This window comes from Xenorhabdus sp. PB61.4, assembly GCF_963894935.1.
GTDB lineage: Bacteria > Pseudomonadota > Gammaproteobacteria > Enterobacterales > Enterobacteriaceae > Xenorhabdus > Xenorhabdus stockiae.
On record NZ_CAWQJR010000001.1, the window covers coordinates 1 to 25,936 of the forward strand.

The 25,936-nt window shown below is 42.6% G+C and carries 29 protein-coding genes; 17 read left to right on the plus strand and 12 right to left on the minus strand.

The features are described from left to right. Positions 1-578 precede the first annotated feature (578 nt). Genes potA through potC form a run of 3 tightly spaced genes read left to right on the plus strand, consistent with a single transcriptional unit; the run spans position 579 to position 3,314 of the window. Positions 579-1,694, plus strand: a complete 1,116-nt coding sequence (potA, locus tag AACX68_RS00005) for a spermidine/putrescine ABC transporter ATP-binding protein PotA (protein WP_228857679.1) — start codon at positions 579-581, stop codon at positions 1,692-1,694. Beyond that, entirely contained in the window at positions 1,678-2,538 is an 861-nt protein-coding gene (potB, locus tag AACX68_RS00010; protein WP_228857680.1) for a spermidine/putrescine ABC transporter permease PotB, read from the plus strand. The genes potA and potB overlap by 17 nt, the downstream gene beginning before the upstream one ends. Continuing rightward, entirely contained in the window at positions 2,535-3,314 is a 780-nt protein-coding gene (gene potC, locus AACX68_RS00015; RefSeq protein WP_228857681.1) for a spermidine/putrescine ABC transporter permease PotC, read from the plus strand. The genes potB and potC overlap by 4 nt, the downstream gene beginning before the upstream one ends. Before the next feature lie 42 nt (positions 3,315-3,356). Here potC and AACX68_RS00020 read toward each other — a convergent pair whose 3' ends face one another. Together AACX68_RS00020 and AACX68_RS00025 are read right to left on the minus strand one after the other, a co-directional pair. Then, positions 3,357-3,743: a type II toxin-antitoxin system death-on-curing family toxin gene (locus tag AACX68_RS00020; RefSeq protein ID WP_228857778.1), complete on the minus strand. Its 387-nt coding sequence runs from the start codon at positions 3,741-3,743 to the stop codon at positions 3,357-3,359. Further along, positions 3,743-3,964, minus strand: coding sequence for a type II toxin-antitoxin system Phd/YefM family antitoxin (locus AACX68_RS00025; RefSeq protein ID WP_228857682.1), 222 nt, complete (start codon positions 3,962-3,964; stop codon positions 3,743-3,745). The genes AACX68_RS00020 and AACX68_RS00025 overlap by 1 nt, the downstream gene beginning before the upstream one ends. 223 nt (positions 3,965-4,187) lie before the next feature. On the opposite strand from AACX68_RS00025, the gene potD reads away from it, so the two are divergent. The 9 genes from potD to AACX68_RS00070 all read left to right on the plus strand — a co-directional run bounded on the left by potD (position 4,188) and on the right by AACX68_RS00070 (position 14,053). Continuing rightward, positions 4,188-5,240, plus strand: coding sequence for a spermidine/putrescine ABC transporter substrate-binding protein PotD (gene potD, locus AACX68_RS00030; RefSeq protein ID WP_228857779.1), 1,053 nt, complete (start codon positions 4,188-4,190; stop codon positions 5,238-5,240). 377 nt (positions 5,241-5,617) lie between these two features. Further along, positions 5,618-6,967, plus strand: coding sequence for an RtcB family protein (locus tag AACX68_RS00035; protein WP_228857683.1), 1,350 nt, complete (start codon positions 5,618-5,620; stop codon positions 6,965-6,967). Positions 6,968-7,691: 724 nt separating this feature from the next. Then, a complete protein-coding gene (locus tag AACX68_RS00040) occupies positions 7,692-8,006 on the plus strand; it encodes a DUF3761 domain-containing protein (protein WP_228857684.1) in 315 nt (104 codons plus the stop codon). 667 nt (positions 8,007-8,673) lie between these two features. Next, positions 8,674-9,453, plus strand: a complete 780-nt coding sequence (locus tag AACX68_RS00045; RefSeq protein ID WP_228857685.1) for a protein bax — start codon at positions 8,674-8,676, stop codon at positions 9,451-9,453. A gap of 237 nt (positions 9,454-9,690) precedes the next feature. Beyond that, on the plus strand, positions 9,691-11,112 hold the full coding sequence (locus AACX68_RS00050) for an MBOAT family O-acyltransferase (RefSeq protein WP_228857686.1): 1,422 nt from the start codon (positions 9,691-9,693) through the stop codon (positions 11,110-11,112). Then, positions 11,099-12,247, plus strand: a complete 1,149-nt coding sequence (locus tag AACX68_RS00055; protein ID WP_228857687.1) for an SGNH/GDSL hydrolase family protein — start codon at positions 11,099-11,101, stop codon at positions 12,245-12,247. The genes AACX68_RS00050 and AACX68_RS00055 overlap by 14 nt, the downstream gene beginning before the upstream one ends. Then, positions 12,222-13,439: an SGNH/GDSL hydrolase family protein gene (locus AACX68_RS00060; RefSeq protein WP_228857688.1), complete on the plus strand. Its 1,218-nt coding sequence runs from the start codon at positions 12,222-12,224 to the stop codon at positions 13,437-13,439. The genes AACX68_RS00055 and AACX68_RS00060 overlap by 26 nt, the downstream gene beginning before the upstream one ends. Positions 13,440-13,527: 88 nt before the next feature. Further along, positions 13,528-13,779 carry a type II toxin-antitoxin system Phd/YefM family antitoxin gene (locus AACX68_RS00065; protein WP_099109003.1) on the plus strand — a complete coding sequence of 84 codons (252 nt, stop codon included), beginning with the start codon at positions 13,528-13,530 and terminating at the stop codon, positions 13,777-13,779. Next, positions 13,769-14,053 carry a type II toxin-antitoxin system RelE family toxin gene (locus AACX68_RS00070; protein WP_228857689.1) on the plus strand — a complete coding sequence of 95 codons (285 nt, stop codon included), beginning with the start codon at positions 13,769-13,771 and terminating at the stop codon, positions 14,051-14,053. Before AACX68_RS00065 ends, AACX68_RS00070 begins: the two co-directional genes overlap by 11 nt. Before the next feature lie 56 nt (positions 14,054-14,109). Here AACX68_RS00070 and gntU read toward each other — a convergent pair whose 3' ends face one another. From gntU to gntR, 3 genes are all read right to left on the minus strand, one after another. Further along, positions 14,110-15,447: a gluconate transporter gene (gene gntU / locus AACX68_RS00075; RefSeq protein ID WP_228857690.1), complete on the minus strand. Its 1,338-nt coding sequence runs from the start codon at positions 15,445-15,447 to the stop codon at positions 14,110-14,112. After that, positions 15,444-15,983, minus strand: coding sequence for a gluconokinase (gene gntK, locus AACX68_RS00080; RefSeq protein ID WP_228857691.1), 540 nt, complete (start codon positions 15,981-15,983; stop codon positions 15,444-15,446). The genes gntU and gntK overlap by 4 nt, the downstream gene beginning before the upstream one ends. A 221-nt stretch (positions 15,984-16,204) precedes the next feature. Beyond that, entirely contained in the window at positions 16,205-17,200 is a 996-nt protein-coding gene (gntR, locus tag AACX68_RS00085) for a gluconate operon transcriptional repressor GntR (protein WP_228857692.1), read from the minus strand. A gap of 188 nt (positions 17,201-17,388) precedes the next feature. Between gntR and AACX68_RS00090 the strand changes: the two genes are divergently transcribed. The 4 genes from AACX68_RS00090 (at position 17,389) to AACX68_RS00105 (ending at position 21,259) form a co-directional block, all read left to right on the plus strand. After that, entirely contained in the window at positions 17,389-17,817 is a 429-nt protein-coding gene (locus AACX68_RS00090; protein ID WP_228857693.1) for a bleomycin resistance protein, read from the plus strand. Positions 17,818-17,955: 138 nt separating this feature from the next. Continuing rightward, positions 17,956-18,972 (plus strand): hypothetical protein, encoded by a 1,017-nt coding sequence (locus AACX68_RS00095; protein WP_228857694.1) that lies wholly within the window; start codon positions 17,956-17,958, stop codon positions 18,970-18,972. Continuing rightward, a complete protein-coding gene (locus AACX68_RS00100) occupies positions 18,972-20,123 on the plus strand; it encodes a BamA/TamA family outer membrane protein (protein ID WP_228857695.1) in 1,152 nt (383 codons plus the stop codon). The genes AACX68_RS00095 and AACX68_RS00100 overlap by 1 nt, the downstream gene beginning before the upstream one ends. Beyond that, the gene (locus tag AACX68_RS00105) at positions 20,117-21,259 is read left to right on the plus strand and encodes a DUF4056 domain-containing protein (RefSeq protein ID WP_228857780.1); all 1,143 of its coding nucleotides are present in this window, start codon (positions 20,117-20,119) and stop codon (positions 21,257-21,259) included. Before AACX68_RS00100 ends, AACX68_RS00105 begins: the two co-directional genes overlap by 7 nt. A 105-nt stretch (positions 21,260-21,364) precedes the next feature. Here AACX68_RS00105 and AACX68_RS00110 read toward each other — a convergent pair whose 3' ends face one another. From AACX68_RS00110 to plsY, 3 genes are read right to left on the minus strand one after another with little or no spacing between them, the layout of a single operon-like run. Continuing rightward, positions 21,365-22,402 carry a zinc-dependent alcohol dehydrogenase family protein gene (locus AACX68_RS00110; RefSeq protein ID WP_228857696.1) on the minus strand — a complete coding sequence of 346 codons (1,038 nt, stop codon included), beginning with the start codon at positions 22,400-22,402 and terminating at the stop codon, positions 21,365-21,367. 36 nt (positions 22,403-22,438) lie between these two features. Further along, entirely contained in the window at positions 22,439-23,026 is a 588-nt protein-coding gene (locus AACX68_RS00115; protein WP_228857697.1) for a GrpB family protein, read from the minus strand. Positions 23,027-23,084: 58 nt separating this feature from the next. Then, positions 23,085-23,744 (minus strand): glycerol-3-phosphate 1-O-acyltransferase PlsY, encoded by a 660-nt coding sequence (gene plsY / locus AACX68_RS00120; protein ID WP_228857698.1) that lies wholly within the window; start codon positions 23,742-23,744, stop codon positions 23,085-23,087. A 115-nt stretch (positions 23,745-23,859) separates the two neighbouring features. Here plsY and folB point away from each other — a divergent pair, with 115 nt between their 5' ends. After that, on the plus strand, positions 23,860-24,213 hold the full coding sequence (gene folB / locus AACX68_RS00125) for a bifunctional dihydroneopterin aldolase/7,8-dihydroneopterin epimerase (protein WP_228857781.1): 354 nt from the start codon (positions 23,860-23,862) through the stop codon (positions 24,211-24,213). 341 nt (positions 24,214-24,554) lie between these two features. On the opposite strand, the gene AACX68_RS00130 is transcribed toward folB, so the two are convergent. From AACX68_RS00130 to AACX68_RS00145, 4 genes are all read right to left on the minus strand, one after another. Beyond that, positions 24,555-24,857, minus strand: a complete 303-nt coding sequence (locus tag AACX68_RS00130; RefSeq protein WP_228857699.1) for a TM2 domain-containing protein — start codon at positions 24,855-24,857, stop codon at positions 24,555-24,557. A 187-nt stretch (positions 24,858-25,044) separates the two neighbouring features. Further along, a complete protein-coding gene (locus AACX68_RS00135) occupies positions 25,045-25,230 on the minus strand; it encodes a hypothetical protein (RefSeq protein WP_228857700.1) in 186 nt (61 codons plus the stop codon). A gap of 39 nt (positions 25,231-25,269) precedes the next feature. Then, entirely contained in the window at positions 25,270-25,575 is a 306-nt protein-coding gene (locus tag AACX68_RS00140; protein ID WP_099122877.1) for a type II toxin-antitoxin system RelE/ParE family toxin, read from the minus strand. 1 nt (position 25,576) lies between these two features. Next, positions 25,577-25,855 carry a damage-inducible protein J gene (locus AACX68_RS00145; protein ID WP_228857701.1) on the minus strand — a complete coding sequence of 93 codons (279 nt, stop codon included), beginning with the start codon at positions 25,853-25,855 and terminating at the stop codon, positions 25,577-25,579. Positions 25,856-25,936 lie beyond the last annotated feature (81 nt).

Below are 25,936 nucleotides of genomic sequence, written 5' to 3' on the forward strand. Positions count from 1 at the left end.
TTTTATTATTCAGGTAACATTTGCTAATCACCTGTATTGTCAGGAAAGTATCGATAAATAGTTAATGTGTAAAGTAACGTTTTATATTATTTCCTGAAAGAGTGATAGCGATCTTAATTATTTTAATTTCAGTTAAATTAAACGATTATAAAGTTCATTATTAGAATAATAAAAAATCATATGAATAGATTAATAAATTATCTTATCAAAGAAATATTCTATTTCTGAATGTGAATTCTTGGTCTGAAAAAGGTTTGAGTATGTTGTATTGGAAAGAAAGGCGGTGTACTGTCTTTGCTGACTGAAAAATAGTCAATAAAAGCGTGTTACAGACTGGAGAAATCCGGTTCAAAATGACCTGAAATGCGAACATACATGAAATGTTAATAAAAAATAGCATATTGCCATATTTCGGCTTTCAATTTCGGCGTACTGCGTTTATTATGCGCGCTTCGTAATTTCAACCGGCGCCACTGGCTTTGAGCTTCAGCGGAGAAATAATGCTTCCTGTTAGCTGACACAGTCTTTTCCCGTGGCGGTTCTATCTGCATTATTCCAAGGGATAGATGATAGCATAAATGACTGAGAATACCTCTCTGACACCACTCGTTGAATTAAAGTCCTTAAGTAAAGGCTTCGACGGCAAGCAAGTTATTTCACAGCTCGATCTGACAATCAATGATGGCGAGTTTCTGACCATCCTTGGTCCATCCGGTTGTGGTAAAACCACAGTACTTCGTCTGATCGCCGGGCTGGAAGATGCTGATAGCGGCAAAATTTTATTGGAAGGGCTGGATATTACTGATATCCCGGCCGAGAACCGTCATGTTAATACGGTTTTCCAAAGTTATGCCCTGTTCCCTCATATGACCGTATTTGAAAACGTTGCCTTTGGACTGCGTATGCAGAAAACACCGGAAAAAGAGATTGCTCCGCGTGTTGAAGAAGCACTGCGTATGGTACAGCTTGAAGAGTTTGCTCAACGTAAGCCCGCACAGCTTTCCGGTGGTCAACAGCAGCGTGTGGCGATAGCCCGTGCGGTTGTGAATAAACCCAAAGTTCTCCTGCTGGATGAGTCACTGTCAGCGCTCGATTATAAGCTGCGTAAGCAGATGCAGAATGAGCTGAAAGCGCTCCAGCGTAAACTCGGTATTACTTTTATTTTCGTCACGCATGATCAGGAAGAAGCGCTGGTCATGTCTGACCGCATCGTGGTTATGCGCGATGGGCGTATCGAACAGGATGGTTCTCCGCGAGAGATCTACGAAGAGCCTAAAAATCTGTTTGTTGCCCGCTTTATCGGCGAAATTAATATCTTTGACGCCAAAGTATTACACCGTATTGATGATCAGCGGATACGTGCCGATGTAGAAGGCCACGAGTGTGACATTTTCACCGATCTGCCCGTAACCGCCGGGCAAACATTGAAGGTGTTGTTGCGCCCGGAAGATCTACGGGTAGAAGAGATCAATAATGGTGAGCAGGTATCGGGACTGATTGGTTATGTTCGCGAACGTAACTATAAGGGAATGACGCTGGATTCCGTGGTCGAAATGGAAAACGGCAAAATGGTGATGGTAAGTGAATTCTTTAACGAAGATGATCCGGATGTTGACCATTCCCTGAACCAGAAGATCGCAGTCACTTGGGTAGAAAGCTGGGAGGTTGTGCTGGTCGATGAAGAAGTCGCGTAAACTATTCCAGAACATCGTCATTACAGGCATTGTATCCTGGCTGATGTTGTTTGTCTTTCTGCCGAATCTGATGATTATCGGCACCAGTTTTCTGACGCGTGATGATGCCAATCTGGTACAGATGGTCTTTTCTCTGGACAACTATAGCCGCCTGTTCGACCCACTATATGCAGAAGTGTTAATACACTCGCTGAATATGGCGGTTATTGCAACGCTGTGCTGTCTGGTTATCGGTTATCCGTTTGCCTTTTTTCTGGCGCGGATGCCGAAAAAACTGCGTCCACTGATGCTGTTCCTGCTTATTCTGCCATTCTGGACAAACTCGCTAATCCGTATTTATGGATTGAAGATGTTTCTCAGCACCCGTGGCTACATGAATGATTTTCTGTTGTGGACAGGGATTATTGAGAAGCCGCTGCGCCTGATGTATACCCCGGAAGCCGTGGTGTTAGGGCTGGTTTATATTCTGTTGCCATTTATGGTGATGCCTCTTTATTCGAGTATTGAAAAGCTGGATAAACCTTGTCTGGAAGCCGCTCGCGATTTGGGAGCAGGGAAGTTGCAGACTTTTATCCGTATCATCATTCCACTGACGATGCCGGGTATTGTTGCTGGCTGTCTTTTAGTTCTGCTGCCGGCAATGGGGCTGTTCTATGTCTCTGATCTGATGGGTGGTGCGAAAAACCTGCTGATTGGTAACGTCATTAAAAGTCAGTTCCTCAATATTCGCGACTGGCCGTTTGGTGCGGCAACCAGTATTTGTCTGACGTTGGTAATGGGTATCATGCTGTGGATCTACTATCGTGCGGCTAAACTGCTGAACAAGAAGGTGGAGCTGGAATGATCGGACGCCTGTTGCGCGGTGGCTTCATGACCATCGTTTACGCTTACCTGTATATCCCGATTATCATTCTGTTGGTAAGTTCGTTTAACAAATCACGCTTTGGTATCAACTGGCAGGGTTTTACAACCGAATGGTACAGCCTGTTATTTAATAATGACAGTCTGCTGCAAGCAGCAGGACACTCCCTGACAATGGCTGTTGTCTCCGCAACATTTGCTACATTGATTGGTTCATTAACGGCAGTTGCGCTGTATCGTTATTCATTCCGTGGCAAAAAATTTGTCAGTGGGATGCTGTTTGTGGTGATGATGTCACCGGATATCGTGATGGCGATTTCACTGCTGGTACTGTTTATGTTGCTGGGAGTGTCACTGGGCTTCTGGTCACTGTTGTTTTCGCACATCACTTTTTGCCTGCCGTTTGTGGTAGTGACAGTCTATTCCCGCCTGAACGATTTTGATGTCAAAATGCTGGAAGCGGCCCGTGATTTGGGAGCAAGTGAATTAACGATTCTGCGTAAGATTATCCTGCCACTGGCGATGCCAGCAGTTATGGCGGGATGGTTACTGAGCTTCACTCTGTCCATGGATGATGTGGTTGTCTCTTCATTTGTGACAGGGCCGAGTTATGAAATTCTGCCACTTAAAATTTACTCAATGGTGAAAGTAGGAGTTTCACCGGAAGTGAATGCATTAGCTGCTATTTTGTTGGCTTTGTCACTGGTATTGGTGCTGATTAGCCAATTTGTGATGCGTGATCGCACGGGTAAGTCTTAGAGGCAATCTAAATTAAGCGCAGTCAGATTGGGCTGCGCTTTTCTAAGCGTTGAGCTTCGGTTCGAAATATTCTCGGAGCTTTACTGCCAGCTGCTTAGGTATAAAGTCCCCTTTAGCCGCTTTCACGGTTAACTCCACTAATTCTGGGTGGTCATAAACTTCTACCCCATTACGTTTCAGAAACAGCATTGTGGTGTTCAGTGCTGTACGCTTATTACCATCCGTAAAAATATGGCCACGAGCGATAGCAAGCCAATATGTTGCAGCGAGTTCGTAAATATCGGTGATGCCTTCGTAAAATTCTCGATTCATTACCCGGCTGACAATTGCATCAGCCCTGCCTGAATCGCTCATTCCGGATACTCCTGCGTAGCGACGTAAAAGGTAATCATGAAGAGCAATGACTTCATCTGGAGTGACGTGCCTAATCATCGATCTGTTAATTCTCTGTTTGATTTATCGAATAGCCCGACGATATCAGCAAATTCGGCATCCAATTTTGCTTTTTGAAGTGCTTCAAATTCTTTTTTACTAATAATTACAGCCGGTTCTCTGCCACGTCGAGTGATCTCCACTGGTTGACCAGCTACAGCTTTATCGATAACAGCAGCTAAGTTTTCACGAGTTTGTGAAATAGTAAATGTATCCATGATGTTCCTTCTTAACTTTATATGTATGGTTTTTATTCATTGTACAACTGAAGCCATCTAATTGTACAATTCACAGGCTTACACATGATAAGCGGCTTTACCCCATGAAAGGGCGCTTTTATAATAGCCGTTTTTTGGGGTAGGTTTATATCGAGCCTGCTGTATATGGGAATGACGCGATAATAACGCATCAACTGCGGGGAAACACTACATGAAAAACAGCATGAAAAAGTGGTTCTATCTGTTAGCCGCCGGGATGATGGCATTAAGCATTGGTTCGGTAAATGCTGCTGCCGAGAATGATGGCAAGACACTTTATTTTTACAACTGGACTGAATACGTTCCGCCTGGTTTGCTCAACCAGTTCACTAAAGAAACCGGAATCAAGGTGATTTACTCCACCTATGAATCCAATGAGAGCATGTATACCAAGCTGAAAACTTATAAAGATGGCGCTTATGATTTGGTTGTGCCCTCTACTTACTTTGTCTCCAAGATGAGCAAAGAAGGGATGCTGCAAAAAATCGATACTAGTAAGCTCAAGAATTTCCATAATCTTGATCCTAATCTACTGCATAAGTCGTTTGACCCGAAAAACGAATATTCCATTCCTTATATTTGGGGTGCGACAGCGATTGGTGTTAACAGCGATAATATCGATCCAAAAACGCTGACTTCTTGGGCTGAGTTCTGGAAGCCTGAGTACAAAAACAGTTTAGTATTGACGGATGATGCCCGTGAAGTCTTTCAGATGGCGTTGCTGAAGCTGGGGTATTCCGGCAATACGACAGATCCGAAAGAAATTGAAGCGGCGTATCAGGAACTGAGAAAGCTGATGCCAAATGTACTGGCGTTCAATTCAGATAACCCTGCTAATCCATTTATGGAAGGTGAAGTTGATGTCGGCATGATGTGGACAGGTTCTGCTTATGTTGCACGTCAGGCGGGAACGCCTATCGATATTATCTGGCCGAAAGAAGGCGGAATTTTCTGGATGGATAGTCTGGCTATTCCGGCAAATGCCAAAAATGTCGAAGGTGCGATGAAGCTGATTGACTTCTTGCTGCGTCCAGAGATTGCGGCCCAAGTTGCAGAAACCATCGGTTATCCGACACCGAATTTGGCTGCCAAAAAATTGTTGCCAGCTTCTGTATCAGGGGATAAATCACTGTATCCTGATGAATCGGTGATCCAGAAAGGGGAATGGCAGAGTGACGTTGGTAATGCCAATGTCCTATATGAAGACTATTTCCAGAAACTGAAAGCTGGTCAGTAATTCAGTATTAAATTTAGCTAGAAGGGAGCATTTGACTCCCTTTTTTAATATGTGAATCCAAGTATTAATGTTATAAAAAGAGGTATTCAAATTGAGATGTCAAAATAAAGATCATTGGGACAGTTGGTTTGATGATGAAAATCCTACACCTGATTTTATGATTGATAGGTCGCAGCCAGATGAGCAAAACAGAGAAGAGTTCAATTAAGCAAGGATTAAAATTTAACAATTAGATTAATGAATCCTCTTTACATCCTGAATTTCTACAACTAGTATATCCAGCTCAAACCTTCCTGAATTATGCTGCTGCAGGAAAAACAAGACTTCTTCCCACTCAAAACGGAAGAAGCGATTTTTTGTTTTTCTGGGTAGCTTACATGTCTACATTAAATCGTTTACAAAAACGTCTTTCCCGTCAGGGAATTGAAACTTATTACGAAAACAATACCTATCATTTCAATCAAAATCAGGTAGAAGCCAAAGTCCTGTTACCGGAATCTTTGCCACTGGAAGAAAAAGCTGTACAGCAATTGCTTGATTTAGCTGCGGTTCGGGTTCCCGGCAGTGATGCAAAAGTTTGTCAGGCTCGAGCAACGCCAGATTTTCATCCCGGCACGACAGCGCCTGTTGGCAGTGTTGTGGCAACCACAGAAGATTTAGTGATCCCTGCTGCAATTGGTACGGATATTAATTGTGGTATGCGTCTGCTGACAACTGGGTTGAGCTATGAAGAAGCAAACAGCCAGAAAGAAGCATTGGTTCAGCAGCTAAAAAACGTCTTACTACTGGATCAACGCAATGTCCCTGTTACTCCGCAATCATTTAGCGCCTTATTTGACGAGGGGTTAGCTGTGTGGTTGCAGGAATTACCCCGACAGGGAATTTGGCAGCAGGCTGATTTCAGCCGGATGTATGCTGAATTAAACGCAGTATTGAGTACACATGCAGTAAAAGCTCATAGTCGATATGCTCCGGAAGCGTTTTTTGAACAACGGGAAATTATCCGGCCAGCCAGTCTGGGAACGGTTGGTTCTGGTAATCACTTTGTTGAGTTACAGATCGTGGATACTATTTTCGACAGGCATGCGGCTTATGCTGCTGGTCTGCGCGAGGGTGATATATTGATAATGATCCATACCGGCTCACGGGATGTTGGGTTCTATGTTGGTCAGCGTTGGTCTGATAAAGCGAAGGCACTTTGGCCTGCGACAGAAAAATATCCGGCTTCCGGTCTGTTTGGTCTGACGGCGGAGCATGCTCGGGAATACTTATTGGCGATGGGTGTTGCTGCACGTTATGCGTGGGCGAATCGTATTGTGTTAACTGAATTAGTGCGTTCGAAATGGCAAAAGGTATTCGAACAGGATAAAAGCCGTCTGCTTGTCGATCTCTCACATAATATTATTTTCCCTGAACAGGGAATGAACCTTCACCGTAAAGGTGCAACTCCGGCACGAGCCGGGGAATTGGCATTAATTCCCGGTTCAATGGGGAATTATTCTTATCTCGTCATGGGAAAAGGTCATTCTGACTGGTTATGGTCATGCTCACATGGTGCCGGTCGTTCAGTGCGCCGTCAGGAGATGCGTAGTAAGGCTCTAAAGCCACCAGAAAATCATGGCTTGCCGTGGCAGTGCATTACTCTGAAAAGTGAGCGTTTACGGGAAGAGGCACCTTCTGCTTATAAACCCATTACACCAGTCATCCAGGGCTTCCGCATGAGTTGATTATTTGTTAAATAAATATTTCAAAATAGATTCAACATTCAATATTTAAGCCGACGTAACATGATAGGGGCTTAATTTAACGCTCAATAATTAATCATTTAAAGTGAATTGATCAAGATTTTTATGTTGACCAATTGTTTAAATTAACACTTTTGTAACTCATGCGGTTGCCCTGACCAGTCATCGAAGTTCAGGAACAAGCTGGATTAATTAAATCAGTAGCAAGAGTCAGGCCATGGATTACGTTTAAGGCCTGATATTAGCGAAGATTTAAAGGCTGGTTTTGACCAGCCTTAATTACCAGAGAAACATCTTTAATTACTCTTTAACATATTCATTCAAATAAAAACAATATTTGATGATTTTTAATAATTAATTGAATAACAAATTTCATATGAAATTGTGAATTCATGGTCATTTTGTTTTTTTCTTATTTTAAGAAAATAAATGAATTTATCTGGTTTTAATAAATATTAAATAGCCATTTAATTTTTATAAATCAATGAATCAATCCTCTTTGTTTTTCCAGTCAGAAACAGGTATTGGATTACTATATAATTAAACTTGATTTTTTATTTCTCCCTTACGTTGAATAAATGTTTTCATAGTATATTAAGTTGTAACCATTATTTATGTTAAGTTTGTAATCGCATCATTCAAAGCTATACTCCAAACTGCAAGAGTTGATTTCGGGTTAAAGTACTTCTAACCAGAGGATTTATATATGAAGAACTTGAAGTTATCAGTTGCGGCATTACTGGTGTTGTTTTCAAGTGCAGTACTTGCAGCGCCAGCAGTACCAACAGAACCTGTTTCTAAGCCTGTAATACCCGTGGAAAAAAGTTTAAAATCGGTAAAAAATAAAACCGGTTCATTAGAAAAACAAGTGCAGAAGAACAGTAAGAAATCAACAAAGAAAAGGAAAGCGATTCCAACAAAAGCGGTGAATACCGCACTTTGTAAAGACGGAACATATAGTAAGAGCAAATCACGTAAAGGTGCATGCTCTCGCCATGGCGGGGTTGCCAAGTGGTTGTAGTTTTCCGTTGATTTCTTATCATATCCAATTAGGGAGCCCAGGCTCCCTAATTATTTTCCAATTGATATCGTTTTAATTGGTTCAAAAGAATATATTGACTACCGTAGAAAATAATATTTTACCGATATTATAATGTATTTTTTTACTCGCGAATGTATTTAATGATAATGAAAGAATCAGGTTCAATTATTCTTGATAGGATAACTATGGATGAAGTTATATTAAATCAAATGATTTAGAATAGCCCTATTACTTATTTAACTTTATTGTTTAAATATAACTAACCAGCAAAATAGATAATGAGAAATAGATAAAATCATATCTGATAATTCATGTAGTATCGCTAATGTTTTATCAATTGAGTGAACATGGGTGGATGGTGATTTTTTTATTTAAAATAAATGGGTTGATAATGTTTTTCTGAACATAAGTTTCCTATTTTTAGGCCATAAATTAATATGTTAATATGTGTTATTTCGGGATAAAAACCCAATAATCATTACACTTATTTACTATGTTGAGTGAAAAATATAGATTATTATCAGTAACGTGCTAATATTCGTTACGTAAATAGTTTGTGCGAATCACGAATAAAGATAGCTATAGGTTAATTGCTTTGTTAATATTCGTGTGTTTTCACCCAGAGTAATAAAACGAGGAGAAGCAAATGCCCTCTCGAATGATGAGGACAACTGCGGTCTTCGCTTTCTTTCTCTCTTTAATCTTTACTGGTTTGAGCAGTGCTTCAAAAAATAGCTCAAAAATGGAAGAGTATTCTCACAGTGGCATCAAACATCATTTGCCTGATTTGCGAAAATACCCTTCTGGCGTGCCCAGAAAGAAAGCGTTTTTGAACCTTGTTGTTCCTGTAATTGATAAGCATAATCAACAGATTATGCGAGACCGTAAATGGGTTCTGTCACACCATCATACTTCTAAATGGTCTGCACAGGATATCAGGAGGTTGCAAAGGATCTGTTCTGATTACAAAATGACTTGTACCTCACCACAACGCACCAATTGGCAAAAGTTAATTAGTCGAGTTGACATCATTCCAACCCATTTTGTTGCCACTCAGGCCGCAGCAGAATCTGGTTGGGGAACCTCAGAACTCGCGCAGAAAAACAATAACCTGTTTGGAATGCGCTGTAGATCATGTGGTCGTGCCAAAGGGAAAGTCAAAGGCTATTCCGTCTATGATACGATTGAAGATTCGGTCATTGCCTATATGAAAAATATGAATACGCACCGTGCTTATGAGTCACTGCGTATTTCTCGGGCCAGACAACGAACAGAGCAGAAGCCGCTGAATACCAGCAAACTTATCGATAATTTGCATGGTTATTCGGAATTAGGTGCTGTTTATAATCGTTATTTACATCAGGTATTTGATGGAAATAAGGAATTGATTTCACAGGTACTGGAATACGATAGTTATAGCCAATAAGGCAAGTTATATGGTAATTCATCAAATAATCCGCACCGTATTAATTACGCTGTGGATTATTTTTATTACGACATCTTCAGTTAATAGATTTTGGAGTACATTCCAGAGGAAACGGTATATAGCTAATAAAAAAGCAATCGACATATTATCTATTGTAAATATAAACAAATTCCATAACATAGGGGGGATCGGGATTGTGTTTTTCCTACAATGATAAATGGTTAGCTAGAGCCTAATATGAACTTCTTTTCTTTTGAGTTTCTTGGAGCATTTGTTATTCTGCTCTTTGTTTACTGGCTGTTACAGAAAGCCCCCAGGCTACAAAATGGATTGTTAATTTTAGTTAGTTATTTATTTATATTCTCTTTTGCAGAAAATTTTGTTTATGTTCTATTCATCTACACTCTGTTTATTTACTTTTTAGCCAATATTCTCAGTCGGTATTTATCCCATAAAATTATATTTACTTTACTGACATTGGGTATCCTTGGCTGTTTTACTGCATTTAAATACTATTCTTTCTTTCAGGAGGCAATACAACAGGCATTAGGTAGTATAGGTCTTAATGTAGAGCTACCGGTTCTTGAACTGTTATTACCGTTAGGGTTGTCATTTTATGTTTTTCACTCAGTCAGTTATGTGGTTTCTGTCTGTAAGAAAGAAATTTCACCCGCCTCATTGCCTGACGTTATGCTGTATCTTTGCTTTTTCCCAAGCCTTGTAGCAGGGCCTATCAATCGGGCCAAAGATTTTCTACCACAGATTCAGGCATCATCCAGAATCATTCTGGAACCCCTGAAAGCCTTGCTTTTGATTGCGCTGGCTGTTGGAAAGCTATTTCTGCTCAGTGCAACCCTGACTGAAAATTTCGTTAATCCGGTATTTGAGGATCCGGCTGATTATCATGCAGGTCAGGTTTTGGTAGCGATTTATGCTTATGCATGGAATATCTATTTTAACTTTTCCGGTTATACCGATTTGGTAACAGGGATAGCGTTATTACTTGGCTTCAGAGTGCCGCAGAATTTTAATGCCCCTTATCTGGCTGAGAACCTACAGGTGTTTTGGCATCGCTGGCATATTAGCCTGTCCACCTTTATTCGTGACTATGTTTATATTCCTCTGGGAGGGAATAAAAAGGGAGCTATCCGCAAAAGTTTTAATCTATTTGCTGCGCTGGTTATCTCTGGAGTGTGGCATGGTGTGGGGATAAATTTCATTCTTTGGGGCGCTATTCACGGTCTGGGGCTAATCTTCCACAATATAAAGCACTTCCTGTTCTCTCCATCAGGAAAACATCATGAAACATCAGCTAAAAACCCTGTTTTGTTATTCTTATCCCGTGTGATGACATTCCATTTTGTTTGTCTGGCATGGGTGTTTTTCCGAAGCCCAACACTGAATGATGCTTTTATGGTACTGGGCCAGCTTTTCTCTGGTGATATCTTGGCATCTTTACTTTCCAGTAGTGCTTTGCTAGCCACCTTTTGGGGGCTGTTTATTGCTTATCCATTACTGGTGAAGATCAGAAATTCAGTGGAAAGGAATTCCCGGCATATTTCATGGTTATATTATCCGGTTCCTCTGGCACTGGTTCTCACATTGGTATTTATGTTGTCACCTTCCGGAATGCCTGGGTTTATCTATGCTAACTTCTGAATTTACATCTACATTTAAGAGTGTCGGACGGGTTATTTTTATCGTTTTTTTGACCACACTACTATTAATCTGGCTGAATCAAAGTTCACTGGATAATTTCTGGCAGCAGAAATATCACCGTAATAGCCCGTGGACTGTCCTGAAAGGTGAGCCGCTATGGGATTTGGGAAATAATATACAGCAAGGGGTTGTTGCGGCCGGTGAGACGTTTATGGCATATGCAGGTGGTCATCATCAGGAGAAATCACAGCAATCCCGTGATAATGGCGGATCTTCTCCCGCGCTATTGCCTGAATTTCAGGTTGGGCTACATTTTTTGCAGGGCTATATTTATCCGGTAGAGAATCGTTATTTAAAGTTTCCTGATTTATTAAGTAAGGATATTAAAATCCCATCATCACCTTTATTGGTCAATGATCAAAAGGCCAACCGTCCGGTTGAGGTTATTCAGAAAACGGAGGTCAGGTTAGGGAGCAGGGATAAGGTACTTTTTGCCGGGGATTCGATGATGCAAGGAGTGGCTCCACATCTGAAGCGCCGTCTTTATCAGGAATATGGTATTTCCGGTATCAATTTGAGCAGACAAAATACCGGGCTGACTTATTCTGGTTTCTTTGACTGGCCGAAAGCGATCCGCAATGCGTTAAATCAGGATCCGGATATCAGGCTGGTTATCGTATTTTTAGGGCCGAATGATCCGTGGGGTATTCCTGCAAAGCCCGGAGAAAGTTACCTGAAATTTGCGAGTGAAAGCTGGGAAAATGTTTATCGCCAGAGAATCGAAGTTATCCTGAATGATGCCCGTGAGCATAATGTTGATGTTATCTGGATCGGGCCGCCTAATATGCGCCAGAAAAAGCTTTCCGGCAATATGGCTTACCTCAGTAAATTGTATCAGGCAGAGGTGGCAAAAATGGGTGAGATTTATGTTTCCGTCAATGATATGTTCAAATATCAGTCAGAAAATTACTCAGATTATATTGGTGATGGCAGCAGTACAATCAAACTCAGAAGTGGTGATGGTATTCACTTTAGTTTGAGTGGGCAGAAAGTCATTGCTGACTCTATCTTTTCATTAATCACCGCGATTCAGGAGCCAGTTGAGGAAAATGCAGCCATTCAGACAGTTCCATAGGTTTTACCGGTTAATGGGTGCAGGTTTAATCTTCTTGCTTTCTATGGGCTTATTATCATGCCATGAGAAAAAGTCTCTACCTCCATCGGAATCTCAGGTAACGCAGATAAATTATCAGAAGCAGCTAGTGGACTTTTCTGAGCCTAATCTCGCATTGTTGGCTGATAAATTGCGGCACAGTCATTCCCGAACGCTGCATATCGTACAATTAGGAGACTCCCATACTGCTGCTGATTTTTTCACAGGTAAACTACGGGATTTATTTCAGCAACGCTATGGCGATGCGGGGCCAGGTTTTGTCAGCCCGATGACTATTCCGGGGCAGCGCAATGCGAGAGTTAAATTCTCCGGTGATAAGACGGGTTGGTGGCTTTCTTCCAGCCGAAAAGAGGACAGGGCTGATTTCCCTCTGGGTGGGTTTATCGCTATGCCCGAACGTGCTGGCAGCACAATAACAATGAATTTATCTCCGTCTGACAATCACAACTATCGAATGCGTGTTCTTTATCAGTCTCATGATGAAACTTATTTGAAACCGCAATCCTCTCCTTTATGGCGATTACCTGAGACACAAAGTGAATGGCGTTTTTCACCGGATAACCCTGTTTTTTTTCCGCTTAAGCTCTCAGCACATGATGCTCAGTTAAAAATGGGTGGCTGGCTGATAAGTCGCCAGAATAGCGGGGTTATGTTATCTGCACTCGGGATTAATGGCGCGACTATTAATATGCTGAATAAATGGCAGCCGGAATGGATTAATACTCTGGCACAATTGAAGCCGGATTTAGTTATTCTCGCCTATGGCACGAATGAGGCTTTTAATGATGCTTTAGACCTTGATAGCTATCGTCAGGAACTGACCGCGAAAATACAGAGGATCCGCAGTGTTATACCCGACGCGGTGATCCTGCTGATTAGCCCGAATGATTCTTTGAAAAACAAATATGCGACAGGCTGTGAAGAGCAGCAACCTGCCTTGCTTAGAGATGTTATTCGAGTTCAGCAGGAAGTCGCCAGCAAACAACATACGCTGTTCTGGAACTGGCAGGCATTTATGGGAGGAACATGCTCAATTCGCATCTGGGAGCAACAGGGCCTTGCGCGTCCTGATTATATCCATCTTTCTGCTGCAGGTTATGAACGTAGTGCGGAAGGGCTCTATAAGCAGTTTATTGATTTAGCTGGGGAGTAAATCGGTGGTGAGGGCAGGATGCTAAAAAGATCTTAAAATGGCACTTTTAAAAGTGCTATAATAAGTCTTTATTAATAAGGAGGACAGTATGTCATATCAGATTCTGACAACGATAGCAGCCAGTATTACCGATCTAAAACGTAACCCAATGGGAACGGTTGCAGATGGAGAAGGTGGGGCTGTTGCTATCTTGAATCGCAATGAACCCGCATTCTATTGTGTACCTCCAGAGCTTTATGCGTACTATTTGGAACTTGCCGAAGATGCTGAGTTAAACAAAATGGCTGATGAGCGGATGGAGTTTCCCGAATTTGTGAGCGTAAATCTCAATGAGTTATAGTCTCAAATTTGAAAAACGGGCATTGAAAGAATGGGGAAAGCTGGGTCATCCCGTTCGGGAGCAATTTAAAAAGAAGTTGGCTGAACGTATGGAAAATCCACATGTTCCATCTGCTCGATTAAGTGGCCGTCATAACCGCTATAAAATAAAATTACGTTCTTCTGGTTACCGTTTGGTTTACGAAGTTAATGACAATGAAATTGTTTTACTGGTTATCGCAGTAGGTAAACGGGAAGGAAATGAAATTTATTTAGTGGCGAACAAACGTGACTAACAAATAAAAACGGCACCTTATCCATCAGATAACGTGCCGTTAATTTTTTAAACTTATTACAGCAGGGCGAAATAGATCATACCGATAATGGCTCCGGTGGTGCCTAAAATAGTTTCCATGATAGTCCAGGTTTTTAAGGTCTGTCCTTCAGTTGCTCCGGTAAATTTGCCGAACAACCAGAAACCGGAGTCGTTGACATGGCTGAGGATCAGTGAACCCCCTGCGATACAGACGGATAGTGCTGCCATTTGTGCACCGGAATAACCTAATTCACCGATAACAGGCAACACTAAGCCGACAGTGGTCAGGCAGGCAACAGTGGCAGAACCCTGAATCACACGTACAGCTCCCGCCAGAATAAAACAGGCCAGAGCGATTGGCAGACCAGCCCCAACCAATGCGTTACCTAATGCAGGGCCTACACCGGAATCAACCAGCACCTGTTTGAAGACTCCGCCCGCACCAGTCACCAATAGGATAATTCCTGCTGGCTGGAGCGCCGCAGAGCACACTTCCATCACTTTTTCTTTGCTCATACCACGACGGATTGCCAGACCATAAATAGCCACCAGGCAGGCAATTAAAATCGCAGTAAACGGATGTCCGATAAATTCCAGCCACTGATACAGGGCTGATTGTTGATCAACAAAACGGGCGGCAATAGTTTTCAAACCGACTAATACCAGCGGGAATAGTACCAATGCCAGACTTAAAGCAAAGGAAGGCATCTGGCTCTTACCGATGCTTGGGGTATCCAGATCTTTGGGTAAATCCAGTGTGACATGTTTACTGATGAAATTACCGTATATCGGGCCAGCCAGTAACATGCCGGGAATTGCTGCACTCAGGCCAATCAGGATCATCCAGCCAAAATCCGCACCCATTTGGGAAGCCAGCATCATTGGCGTCGGGCCCGGGACCAAAAATGCCGCCGCTGCCGCAACACCGGCAAACAGTGGAATAGCCAGTTTTACGACATTGCCGCCAGTCCGGCGCGCAACGGCAAAAACCACACCTATCAACAATACGACTGCCACATCAAAAAACAGGGGTAATGCACAGATAAGCCCCGCAACACCCAGCGCATAATTAGCCCGTTTTTCACCGAAACTACCCAGTAATTTCACGGCAATCTGATCCAATGCGCCCGTTTCATGCAGGATTTTTCCAAACATTGCACCGAGCGCAACAACGACAGCAAGGAAGCCCAGTGTGCCGGACATGCCATTTTGCATCGTTTGGGTAATTTTTTCTAATGGCATACCGGAAAACATACCGGCACCCATTGAAACCAGCATTAAGGCGATAAAGGCGTGCATTCTGGCCTTCATCACTAAAAACAGTAACAGAAGAACAGAACCGACGGCTGTCAGCACCAACGTTAATGTACTCATGAATGTCCCTCAGTAATACGTTCAATTGTTGTAATTGTATTTTTAATTACTTCGTCAAGACTTGGTTTGATATCAATGAAATGAACATCTTTTTCATCAATTGTCGGCTCTTCCAGTGTCTCAAATTGTGAGATAAGCATCTGCGGTTTGAAAAAGTGCCCTTTACGGGCTTTCAGGCGGCTTTCAATTAATTCAAGATTCCCCTGCATATACAAAAATGACAGGTTTTTATTGTCGCTACGCAGGATATCCCGATAGTGTTTTTTCAGGGCTGAGCACACCAGCAAAGAAACGCTATTAGTACGCTGCATGGCAAAAATGGCATCGTTGAGGGCTTCCAGCCACGGTTGACGATCATCATCATTTAGGGCATGACCCTCAGCCATTTTCTGAATATTGGTGCGGGGATGAAGAAAATCACCATCTAAAAAAGCGGCACTCAGTTCACGGGCAACACCATTGGCAACGGCAGATTTACCGCTGCCGGATACCCCCATCAATATAAAAACGTGGTTTGGTCGCTGGGTATCGCTCATATAAAACTCCTTTATGCAGGTTTTGCCACTTGGCTATCCCTGTGACTGATCTGCAAAATTTTCTCTGTGAAATATTACCCGTGTAATGTTACCGGTAACTATCTATCGGCAACATTATCAGTAGCAAAGGATGGTGAGCAATCAATCAAGATTGGCAAAAAAGGAAAATGTGAGGCTTATCGCAATTGAAGGTGGGAAAGCATCATATTAAGCTACAAAAATTAAACACTTTCGCCTAATGAAAGTGTAAACCCAACATCAATGAGGGTTTGTTCCAGTTTTTCACCTTTCAGGCGAGCGAGTAATGCTTCTGCTGCCTTACGTCCCATTTGGTCACGGGGAGTCAGTACACTGGCAAGTTTTGGTGTCATTACCTGACCAACATCATGCCCGTGAAAACCGGCGACAGAGATATCTTCCGGTACGTTGATCCCCTGACGCTGGCATTCAAAGATAGCACCAATCGCGATATCGTCATTGGTACAAAATAATCCATCAACATCAGGGTATTTCAGGCAGGTTTCCTGTAAGAGCTGGGCGCCTAATGAGTAGGATGAACTTGCCGTCGTCATCATTTTCTTTGGTTGTAGACCAGCGCTGCGCATTGCCACTTCATAGCCCTGTAGACGTATCAGCGTCCTTTCATCCTGTCGGGCACCGAGGTAGACGATACTCCGGCATCCACGTCCGAGCATGGATTCAGTCATCTGGCGCGCAGCTTCAAAATTATCGATACCGACAGCGACATCAAGGCAAGGTGAGACACTGTCCATTAATTCGACGACGGGAATACCGGTAGTTTCCAGTACTTTTAGTGTCTTAGGTGTATGCGTTCGTTCAGCCAGTATCAGACCGTCAATATTATAGGAAAGCAGGGAAAGCAGACGTTCTTCTTCTTTCTGTGCAGAGTAACCGTAATGAGCAAGCATAGTCTGATAGCCATGACGGTCTGTCATATATTCAATACCGCGGATCACTTCAGCAAATACCTGATTAGTCAGTGAAGGCAGTAAAACACCGATTGTTCGGCTGGTGGAGTTGGAGAGAATATCCGGCACACGATTAGGAATGTAACCCAGTTGATCCAGAGCTGCCGCAATCCGTTTTCCCAGAGGTTCAGAAACTTGATTGGGATTGCGTAAGAAACGGCTGACTGTCATCTTTGTGACACCGACGAGATCTGCAACATCTTGTAAAACAGGGCGTTTTTTCTTCATTTTCAATGCGGTGTAATCAATATTGGGGGGGACAAACTAATAAAGTGTGTTTTTAACATATTTGGGCATCATGATAATACGATTTTTAGCAAAAAACTCTGTCTAACTCACATTCCATAGATACTCTATTTATTCATAAGCTGTAATAATGTTTTCGTAGATAGGAAATCAGAATAAACCGGATAGATATGAATACAACGACTGATATAACCTATTGGAACCGAATGGTTCCTGAACTGACGGTTACGGATTTTTCGCTTTCTCTTGACTTCTATCAGCGTATATTGGGTTTTAACGTGTTGATAAGAAGGGAAGATCCAGATTTTGCTTATCTGAGTTTGGGGGAAGCACAACTCATGCTGGAAGCATTTCATGATAGTGGCTGGAATACCGGAGAGCTGAGTAAGCCACTGGGGCGTGGGATTAATCTGCAAATTGAAGTGGATAATGTTGCTTCTTTACTGGTTAGTCTGAAGGATAACGGTATTAAATTGTATCGTTCAGTAACAGATAATCATTATTGCATCGGCGAGACTTCTGTATGTCAGCGCGAGTTTCTCGTGCAGGATCCTGATGGTTATTTACTCCGATTTAGTCAGTTTATCGAGAGTACATGAAATAATTAGGATGAAAAGCAATCAACTCAAAATGATTTATTTCATGTTAGTTATTCATTCTTAAGCATTTTAGGTTAACTTTAAGTGGCAGGGGTTATGTTAGTCTGCCGAGTCTTCCATTTTTCCTTTGAGTTTATTATGACCCCAACTAACTATAGCAAATTGTTAGCAACTGCATTCTGCCTTGTAACTTCATATAGTTATGCAGATAGTGAGCGCCCGCTTTTTTCATTGACGATGACTGAGTCTGGTGTACAGCAAACGAATAGCGATGGTAGTTTGTCCCATGCAGCTAAATCAGATTCCCGCATTTTGCCGATTTGGGGGGATGAAGCCCGAGCCAGAGGCTATGATCTTCCTGAGCCATTCGGGGTCAGTTATGGTTATATGAATCTGCGCCAGAATGTGATTATTGATAGCATCAAATTTCATTTCACAAATCCTCTTGTAGAAAACCAGTGGAAAGGAGGAATCATTGTTAATCCAGGTAATACCCGCAGCAGAAATGAAACCCATTTATTGAAATTGGATACATGGGTTTTACCATTTTTGAACGTATATGGGGTGTATGGAAAAACTAAAGGTAAATCTAATACTAATTTGGATAATATTGTCGTTTTTGGTGATGCTGATACTTATAGAAATATTCCTTTTGAATTAAATTTCAAAGGAAAAACCTATGGTGGAGGAGCTACATTTGCGGGTGGGTATAACCAATTTTTTGCTACCTTAGATACTAATTATACCCGTACTAATCTGGATGTTTTAGATGGGGATATCAGTGCTTTTGTTGTTACTCCTCGTATCGGTTATGAATTTGTTTTCAATCCTCTGTTCACTAGCCAAGGGAATAGCAAGGTTCAGATATGGGTAGGAGCCATGTATCAGGACATAACCCAACGTTTTAAAGGGGATGTCAGCAAACTTAATTTACCATCCGAATTATCTGGTTTATTCAAGTCAATTACAGATAATCCATATGATGATGGCAAATATAAATCAGACATGAAATTCGACGTCAAACAACACCTTGCCCATAAATGGAATAATACAGTTGGTGCCCGTTTTGAGGTCACCCGTAATTTCAATCTATTATCAGAAGTGGGTTTTGGTAACCGGAACAGCTTCTATATTTCCGGCGAGTTTCGCTTTTAATGTTGCGCTTTACGACGATCAAAAGGCTGGTGATATCCAGCCTTCTTATTTTGACTGCCTCCACTGCTCATGCAGATATCCTGCCTGACCGCCAAAAAATTGACGGCTGGCTCAGTGAGTTAGGTGGAGATAATCAGTTCGACGCCAGCAAGAAAATTGACTGGGGTGTATTGCCCGGCCCTTTTTATACACCAGAAATGGGAGTAGGGCTTGGTGTGGCTGTGGTCGGGCTTTATCGCCCTGACAGTCACGACAATATTAGTCAGAATTCTTCACTGGGGCTCAGTGGGTTTGGCTCATCCACCGGCGCTTTTGGCCTCAACTTCACCAATTATAACTTTCTTGCCAGTGACCAGTGGCGGTTATTTGTTTCTGGCACCCTCAATAACATACCTACCTATTATTGGGGAAAAGGTTACCGCGCGGGAAAAGATAACAGTAATAAACAAAGTTATCGTTCGCGTGAGTTTGATATTCGTCCCCGCGTGCTTTACCGCGTTGCCGATGCCACTTATATGGGGCTGGGTGTGAACTTTTCCTCCGTCAATGCCGGTGATACTGATGCTCAGGCGAAAAAATATTTTGGACAGTCTGTTGGCGGGGCTTCGGTTATCAGTTCTGGTGTAAGTGCATACTTTAGTTATGATAGCCGGGATTTCCTGCCCAACCCGCAGTATGGTCAGGCGATTGAGCTGATTTACACCTATTTCTCTCCTGAATTAGGAGCAGACTATCGTTTCTCTACGACACAGTTACAGTTCTCGACTTATCACCAGCTATCTGAAAAAACAGTACTCGCTTTTGATAACTATGCGCGTTTTAGTGCCGGTGAAGTACCGTGGAATCAGCTATCCCTGCTAGGGAATAGCCTGCGTATGCGCGGTTATTATGAAGGGCGTTACCGCGACAAAAATATTTTCACAACTCAGTTGGAATTGAGGCATAAGCTGGACTGGCGCCACGGTGTTGTAGGCTGGGTTGGAATGGGAACGTTGAGTGATACTCCGTCAACGTTGGGAGAGCGGCACTGGCTTCCTTCAATTGGCGTCGGTTATCGTTTTGAGTTTAAGCCACGTATGAATGTCAGGTTAGATTTTGGTATTGGAAAAGGCAGTACCGGGTTTTATTTTCAGGTTGGAGAAGCATTTTGAAGTATTTGGTCACACTACTGTTAAGTTTTCTGCTGGCAGCCTGCCAAAACAAATCAGTACCGGTTACAACTGTCGAGCCGATGCTCAAGAGTACGACACATGAACAGGCAAAAACGGACTGGCTAGCCCTGCCTCCTGTTAAATCTCCTGAAGGTTTAAGAGCATGTTGTGCATTCGGTTATGATCTTAAAGTGAATACATTAGGGTTTTCTGTACCTCTCTATCATATTGATAATATTGTTGAGGCAGATAAATTGGGAGAGCATCACTATAACGATAGCGTTCTCGGAGCAAGCGCGGCGTTATTGGGGGTCAGCAATGAAAAAATCGGCCTGCTATATACTGAGAAAGGCGGGTTCATTGATATTTCCCATGTCAGGGATACTGCGGACTATACGCTTTATCTTTTTAGCCAGATTTATGCTCACCTTGGTCAGGAATGGACACTGTCTTTGGATAATGAGCTAGCGATACGTAAGATTCACTTTTTTACCTTTACCCCGCCAACAGATCCCGCAGAACGCTATACCCTGAGTGCGTATCTGGCTGCAAAGCTGGCATTTCAGTTAGCCGCCTGGCATGAGATTGCCCAATGGTACGGTTATCAGTCTATTCCCGGTTTTTCAGAGGCTATTTCGGCTTTTTCCCCGGAAGATCTCTACTCCAATTTATTGGGCGCGAGACTGGCGCTGACGCTTATTCTGCAAGGTCAGGCATCTTCTGTGAGTCACTTTTCTGTTGCGATAGCGAATATCCTGCCAATGGCCTTAAATGAGCTGGGAGCTTACGACAGGTCAGGCACAAAGAGGATGTTTGATAAGGTGGATGGTTTATGGTGGAACAGCTACCAGCGTATCCCACAAAAGTTTCTGGTATTGCGCAGGGATTATGAAACCCGGGATGATCGTTATCCATTAATGCCTTTCGGCAAGGAAAAGTTTGCTTTACGCCTTTCGTTACCGGATTCCTATCAGAATTTTTCATTGGATAAACTGGCTGAATTTCAGTTATGGCCAACAAAGAGCATGAAAAACTTACCTTCCCCGCAACATTACTGGTCAGTAAAAGATTTTCCAATGTTGGCGGAGAATGCTGAAAAACAAGACAGGTATCAACAACAGTTGAATAGCAAATAGTTTTTGTGACACACAGCTGTATCGTGTTTTATCTTCTGTTTTTCAGCGGGTTTCAGCATGTAGCAGGAAAAGTCGCGGAATGACAATTTTTCCTGCTACATCAATTTATGCTGACAAAACGATTTTCAGTGCTTTCTCTTTGGCGGCATTGCCAAATATGTCATAAGCGGTCTCTATTTCACTTAATGAATAATGGTGAGTGACCAATTTTTCCGGTGAAATCTTACCGGATTGAACGCTTTTCAACAGCATAGGAGTGCTGCTTGTATTGACCAGCCCAGTAGTAATGGTGATATTTTTGATCCAGAGATTTTCCAGATGTAAATCGACGGATTTGCCATGAACACCAACATTGGCAATAAACCCACCTGCGGCGATGATATCCTGACATATCTGGAAAGTCGCAGGGATCCCCACACACTCAATAGCAACGTCAACACCAATGCCATCAGTCAATTCATGGATGGTTTCAACCACGTTTTGCCGTGTCGGGTTGATAATTGTGTTGGCACCAAACTGCTGAGCAACGCTGAGGCGGTTATCATCGGTATCTATCATGATGATATGTGCCGGAGAGTAAAACTGGGATGCCAGTAGCGCAGAAAGTCCGACCGGCCCTGCACCAATTAAGGCGATGGTATGGCCCGGCTGAACCCTGCCATTGATAACACCAATTTCAAGCCCGGTCGGCAGAATATCGCTGAGCATTAAGGCGGCTTCTTCATCAACACCTTCTGGCAGGCGATGAAGGCTGTTATCAGCATGGGGAATACGTACTTTTTCTGCCTGCGTACCGTCGATTTTATGCCCCAGAATCCAGCCCCCATCTTTGCAGTGCGCATAAAGCTGGCGCTTACAATAGGGACAGCTACCACAGACGGTAATACAGGAGATGATAACTTTATCACCGACTTTGAGGTTACGGACAGAATCGCCGATTGACTCAACAATACCAATACCTTCATGGCCCAGTGTCCGGCCCTGCTCAACAGTAGGAACGTCTCCTTTGAGGATGTGCAGGTCTGTCCCACAAATGGTGGTTTTGACAATGCGAACAATAGCATCCGTGGGCTCAATGAGTTGGGGTGGCGCTTTCTCTTCCCAAAGTTTTTTTCCGGCTCCGTGATAAACAAGTGCTTTCATATAACCCCCTTCACAATGGTTTTACAATGTTAAGAACTACAGTAAGCCTTGGTGCTTGAATATCTTCATGTATATTTCATGCACAACCGCATGTTTTCTCTGATTGTAATCCATAACGTGAGTTACATTATCCGCTGCCTGAAGTTTAGCAGAGATATAGCGTTCCCGATCTTCAGGATGTTTTCTGAGCCAGTCGCGGAATAAAATATGGCGGATATGTTCAGGGCAGGCAGGGCCAAATACGTGGAGGTTGGCTCTTGGCTTTGCCAGACGAAAACAGCGATGCTGATAAAAGCTGGGTTCACGTACGGTTAAGTAGTAACCTAGCTTTTCCAGTGCTGGCAAATACTTTTCTTCCTGTATGGGATCTTCCACGATAAGATCGATATCGATGATTGGTTTGGCGGCAAGATGGGGCACAGACGTTGAGCCAACATGCTCCAGCCGGAGAACTGTGCTGCCCAGTACAGATTTTATATCAGCAGAAAGTTGTTGCCACTGAGTGACCCATTCAGGATCATAATCCACGACTTCTATAACTTCTTCGATAGGTTTTCCATGCACCCACGGATTTTCATTGGGATCTGACGGCGGGAAAAAAGTAATCTCTTCTGTGGCAATCAATGATGTCTCTCCATGCTATTTGGAAAGAGGGAATAGCCCCCTTGCGGGGACATTCGTGTTAATCGTCCTGTTGATGCTGTTCCTTCTCTGCCTGAACTTTTTCTTTTTCAGTCATTTCTTTTTTCTTTTTCAGTTTATGCCAGATACGGCTTTCCTGCCCTCGCCAGAGACGCTGAATATTATCGTGGTGGCGCATAAGTATCAGGCATGAAAGCATTGCGACGGGAAAGGTAAATTCGGGCTTAAACCACCAGACGTAGAAAGGTGCAACCAGCGCACCGATAATCGCGCCCAATGAGGAGTAACCGCTCAATAATACGGTCAGCAGCCAAGTTCCGGCAATTAACCCCATAAGATCCCAGCCAATGGCAGCGATGGCACCGAATGCAGTGGCAACACCTTTACCGCCTTTGAAATGGAAGAAAACCGGGTAAATATGCCCTAAACAGGCAGCGATAGCGATAATGCCTAAATAAAAGGGCTGAATGTTGAGCTTATATGCCAGCCAGACAGGGATCATGCCTTTCAGTACATCGCAGATCAGTACTGCTAATGCGGCACCTTTTCCGCCGATACGCAGTACATTTGTTGCTCCCGGATTACCGGAACCATGCTGGCGCGGATCGGGTAATCCTGCCAGACGACAGATCAATATCGCGCTGGATATAGAGCCACATAGATACGCGAAGATGATCATACCAAGCGCGATAGCACTCATAAGATATCTCCAATGTCCAATGAATAAGGGTCGTTTTCTTTACTATAACAATGGATAATACGCACATTTAGTCGGAAGTGGTATCCGGTGAACTAAAAAACGGGGAAACAGCGTGATGGATATCGTATTTATTAAAGAATTAACCGTTATTACTACGATTGGCGTATATGACTGGGAACAGACGATCAAGCAAAAACTGGTGTTCGATATCGAAATGGGCTGGGACAATAAACGCGCAGCTTCCAGTGATAATGTTGAGCACTGTCTGGATTATTCTCAGGTTAGTGAAACGGTGATCCGGCATGTAGAGAACCAACGATTTGCTCTCGTTGAACGAGTGGCGGAAGAAGTGGCTGATATTTTACTGAATCAGTTTCACTCGCCGTGGGTCAGAATTAAAGTCAGTAAGCCCGGCGCTGTGGCACAGGCAACCAGTGTGGGTGTTGTGATTGAACGTAGAGCCAGCTAGTGCTGGCTTTATCAATGATGTAATATTCTGATTGTAAATGATAATATTGATAGCGTATCCACATCTCATCCACTTTATAACTGAAATCTTCAGCAAAAGCCCCTCATATTTAGAGGGGGCTTCATATAATTCGCGTCACGTTTCTTTTTTGACCTACTGAATCATAGATGAAATGCTACGCGCTTCTCGATAATGATGAACTATCGCCACATGACCAAGTAGATCTAGATCTGAGCTAAAAACATCGGTAGATTTACACCAGAATAAGCAACTAATGGCAATATGAGAATCGTATAAACGGGCTGTTAAACTAAACCAGCCCGTTCGTTTAGCTTAAGATATTAACCATACTTTTTAGCGAAATCTTTATCTGACATACACAAATAGATAATGAATTCAACGAAAGAAATAATATAAGGAACGAATGTCCAGCAAAAAATAAGGTATAAGAATCCTGTTCCTATTTTCCCTAAATAAAATTTATGTACTCCGATAAAACCAAGGAAGAATGCTAATAGCGCAGCAGTTATTCTACTTTTCTCACCTATTATTTCTTCTTTTTGAACAGCACCACAGCTAGGGCAAGAATTTGCTGAAGTATGAATTTCTTTTCCACAACCACGACAAAAAACCATGTTTGACATCTAAATATCCTAATAATTACTTATATTATTCCGATTCATATTAAAACTATAAAGTTAAAAAACCAATAGATTTATAGATAGTAATTAGTAATCATAATTACATAAAGGTATTATTTAATGTATAATGCAATATATCTAATTGATTTTGTTATTTTAAATTTAATTCCAAACAGTTAGGCTAAGAAAACTATTGGCAAAATCCAATAGAAGACTGTTGAACACCCATAGCGGCTGTAAAATCCGCCTGTGACAGGTCTAATTCATCACGTAACTGACTAAGAACTAATTTGATACTAGCCTGCTCAACTCGCTTTTCAACGTGTGCCTGCATTTTCGTGCTTTCTTTTGCCAGCAGTTCTCTGTAATTAGCCATAGTGATTTCTCCAAGTGAGGGGGCACTTAACGTTTTTTCTCAGAAAAGCCCGGCTATTCTTCTGGCGGTATGCAATATTCTGAGAACCTTTATCGTTTCCCTATCCTCATCGTAACGGTAGAGCATGATGAAGGGAAAATGCGGGATAACGAGTTTTCTATAACGTTCATCCGGGCTGTTACGTGCCTTTATGCCTGCATATGGGGTCACTTTCAGAAGTTCAGCCATTTCCACGAATTTTGCATCTACCTCATCAGCCAATAACAGCCCAGCCTGCTCAAAGAAGTAGAGATAAATTTGCTCTCGGTCAGTTTGTGCGCTTTCTTCCCATAAAATAGTGATCACTTTATCCCCTGCTCAGCTTAGTACGCAGTAGAGCCATCCGGCGTTGGCTTTCAGCCTCATCAATAAAGTGAGCTGACCCATTTTCATATTGGTCAATCGCTTTTTCAATTTCCGCTTCTAACCAGTGAGCATGGGTATTTTTTTGATATTCACGTTCTTCATTGGCCAATTCTTCGGCTTTTTGTCTCATTAGCTTTGTTAAGTCTGTTTGCTGACGTTTGGCCGCTTGCATGGCTAAGCGTTTGGTTTCTTCATCAATACGAAAATGAATCGTCTCCATTCATTCCCCCTTAGTTCGCTATCATTTCAAAATATGTTGTCATTTGTGTTGTCATATTAGCATAGCCGACTAAAACAACAA

Bases quoted from the DNA above. Each gene is read 5' to 3' on its own strand.
- AACX68_RS00025 (WP_228857682.1), bottom strand. From the start codon at position 3,964: ATGGATACATTTACTATTTCACAAACTCGTGAAAACTTAGCTGCTGTT.
- gntU (WP_228857690.1), bottom strand. From the start codon at position 15,447: ATGAGTACATTAACGTTGGTGCTGACAGCCGTCGGTTCTGTTCTTCTG.
- AACX68_RS00065 (WP_099109003.1), top strand. From the start codon at position 13,528: ATGTCATATCAGATTCTGACAACGATAGCAGCCAGTATTACCGATCTA.
- potD (WP_228857779.1), top strand. From the start codon at position 4,188: ATGAAAAAGTGGTTCTATCTGTTAGCCGCCGGGATGATGGCATTAAGC.
- gntK (WP_228857691.1), bottom strand. From the start codon at position 15,983: ATGAGCGATACCCAGCGACCAAACCACGTTTTTATATTGATGGGGGTA.
- AACX68_RS00060 (WP_228857688.1), top strand. From the start codon at position 12,222: ATGCAGCCATTCAGACAGTTCCATAGGTTTTACCGGTTAATGGGTGCA.
- AACX68_RS00110 (WP_228857696.1), bottom strand. From the start codon at position 22,402: ATGAAAGCACTTGTTTATCACGGAGCCGGAAAAAAACTTTGGGAAGAG.
- AACX68_RS00095 (WP_228857694.1), top strand. From the start codon at position 17,956: ATGACCCCAACTAACTATAGCAAATTGTTAGCAACTGCATTCTGCCTT.
- AACX68_RS00050 (WP_228857686.1), top strand. From the start codon at position 9,691: ATGAACTTCTTTTCTTTTGAGTTTCTTGGAGCATTTGTTATTCTGCTC.
- gntR (WP_228857692.1), bottom strand. From the start codon at position 17,200: ATGAAGAAAAAACGCCCTGTTTTACAAGATGTTGCAGATCTCGTCGGT.
- AACX68_RS00070 (WP_228857689.1), top strand. From the start codon at position 13,769: ATGAGTTATAGTCTCAAATTTGAAAAACGGGCATTGAAAGAATGGGGA.
- AACX68_RS00130 (WP_228857699.1), bottom strand. From the start codon at position 24,857: ATGTCAAACATGGTTTTTTGTCGTGGTTGTGGAAAAGAAATTCATACT.
- potB (WP_228857680.1), top strand. From the start codon at position 1,678: ATGAAGAAGTCGCGTAAACTATTCCAGAACATCGTCATTACAGGCATT.
- AACX68_RS00055 (WP_228857687.1), top strand. From the start codon at position 11,099: ATGCTAACTTCTGAATTTACATCTACATTTAAGAGTGTCGGACGGGTT.
- AACX68_RS00100 (WP_228857695.1), top strand. From the start codon at position 18,972: ATGTTGCGCTTTACGACGATCAAAAGGCTGGTGATATCCAGCCTTCTT.
- AACX68_RS00035 (WP_228857683.1), top strand. From the start codon at position 5,618: ATGTCTACATTAAATCGTTTACAAAAACGTCTTTCCCGTCAGGGAATT.
- plsY (WP_228857698.1), bottom strand. From the start codon at position 23,744: ATGAGTGCTATCGCGCTTGGTATGATCATCTTCGCGTATCTATGTGGC.
- AACX68_RS00045 (WP_228857685.1), top strand. From the start codon at position 8,674: ATGCCCTCTCGAATGATGAGGACAACTGCGGTCTTCGCTTTCTTTCTC.
- AACX68_RS00090 (WP_228857693.1), top strand. From the start codon at position 17,389: ATGAATACAACGACTGATATAACCTATTGGAACCGAATGGTTCCTGAA.
- potA (WP_228857679.1), top strand. From the start codon at position 579: ATGACTGAGAATACCTCTCTGACACCACTCGTTGAATTAAAGTCCTTA.
- AACX68_RS00145 (WP_228857701.1), bottom strand. From the start codon at position 25,855: ATGGAGACGATTCATTTTCGTATTGATGAAGAAACCAAACGCTTAGCC.
- folB (WP_228857781.1), top strand. From the start codon at position 23,860: ATGGATATCGTATTTATTAAAGAATTAACCGTTATTACTACGATTGGC.
- AACX68_RS00135 (WP_228857700.1), bottom strand. From the start codon at position 25,230: ATGGCTAATTACAGAGAACTGCTGGCAAAAGAAAGCACGAAAATGCAG.
- AACX68_RS00040 (WP_228857684.1), top strand. From the start codon at position 7,692: ATGAAGAACTTGAAGTTATCAGTTGCGGCATTACTGGTGTTGTTTTCA.
- potC (WP_228857681.1), top strand. From the start codon at position 2,535: ATGATCGGACGCCTGTTGCGCGGTGGCTTCATGACCATCGTTTACGCT.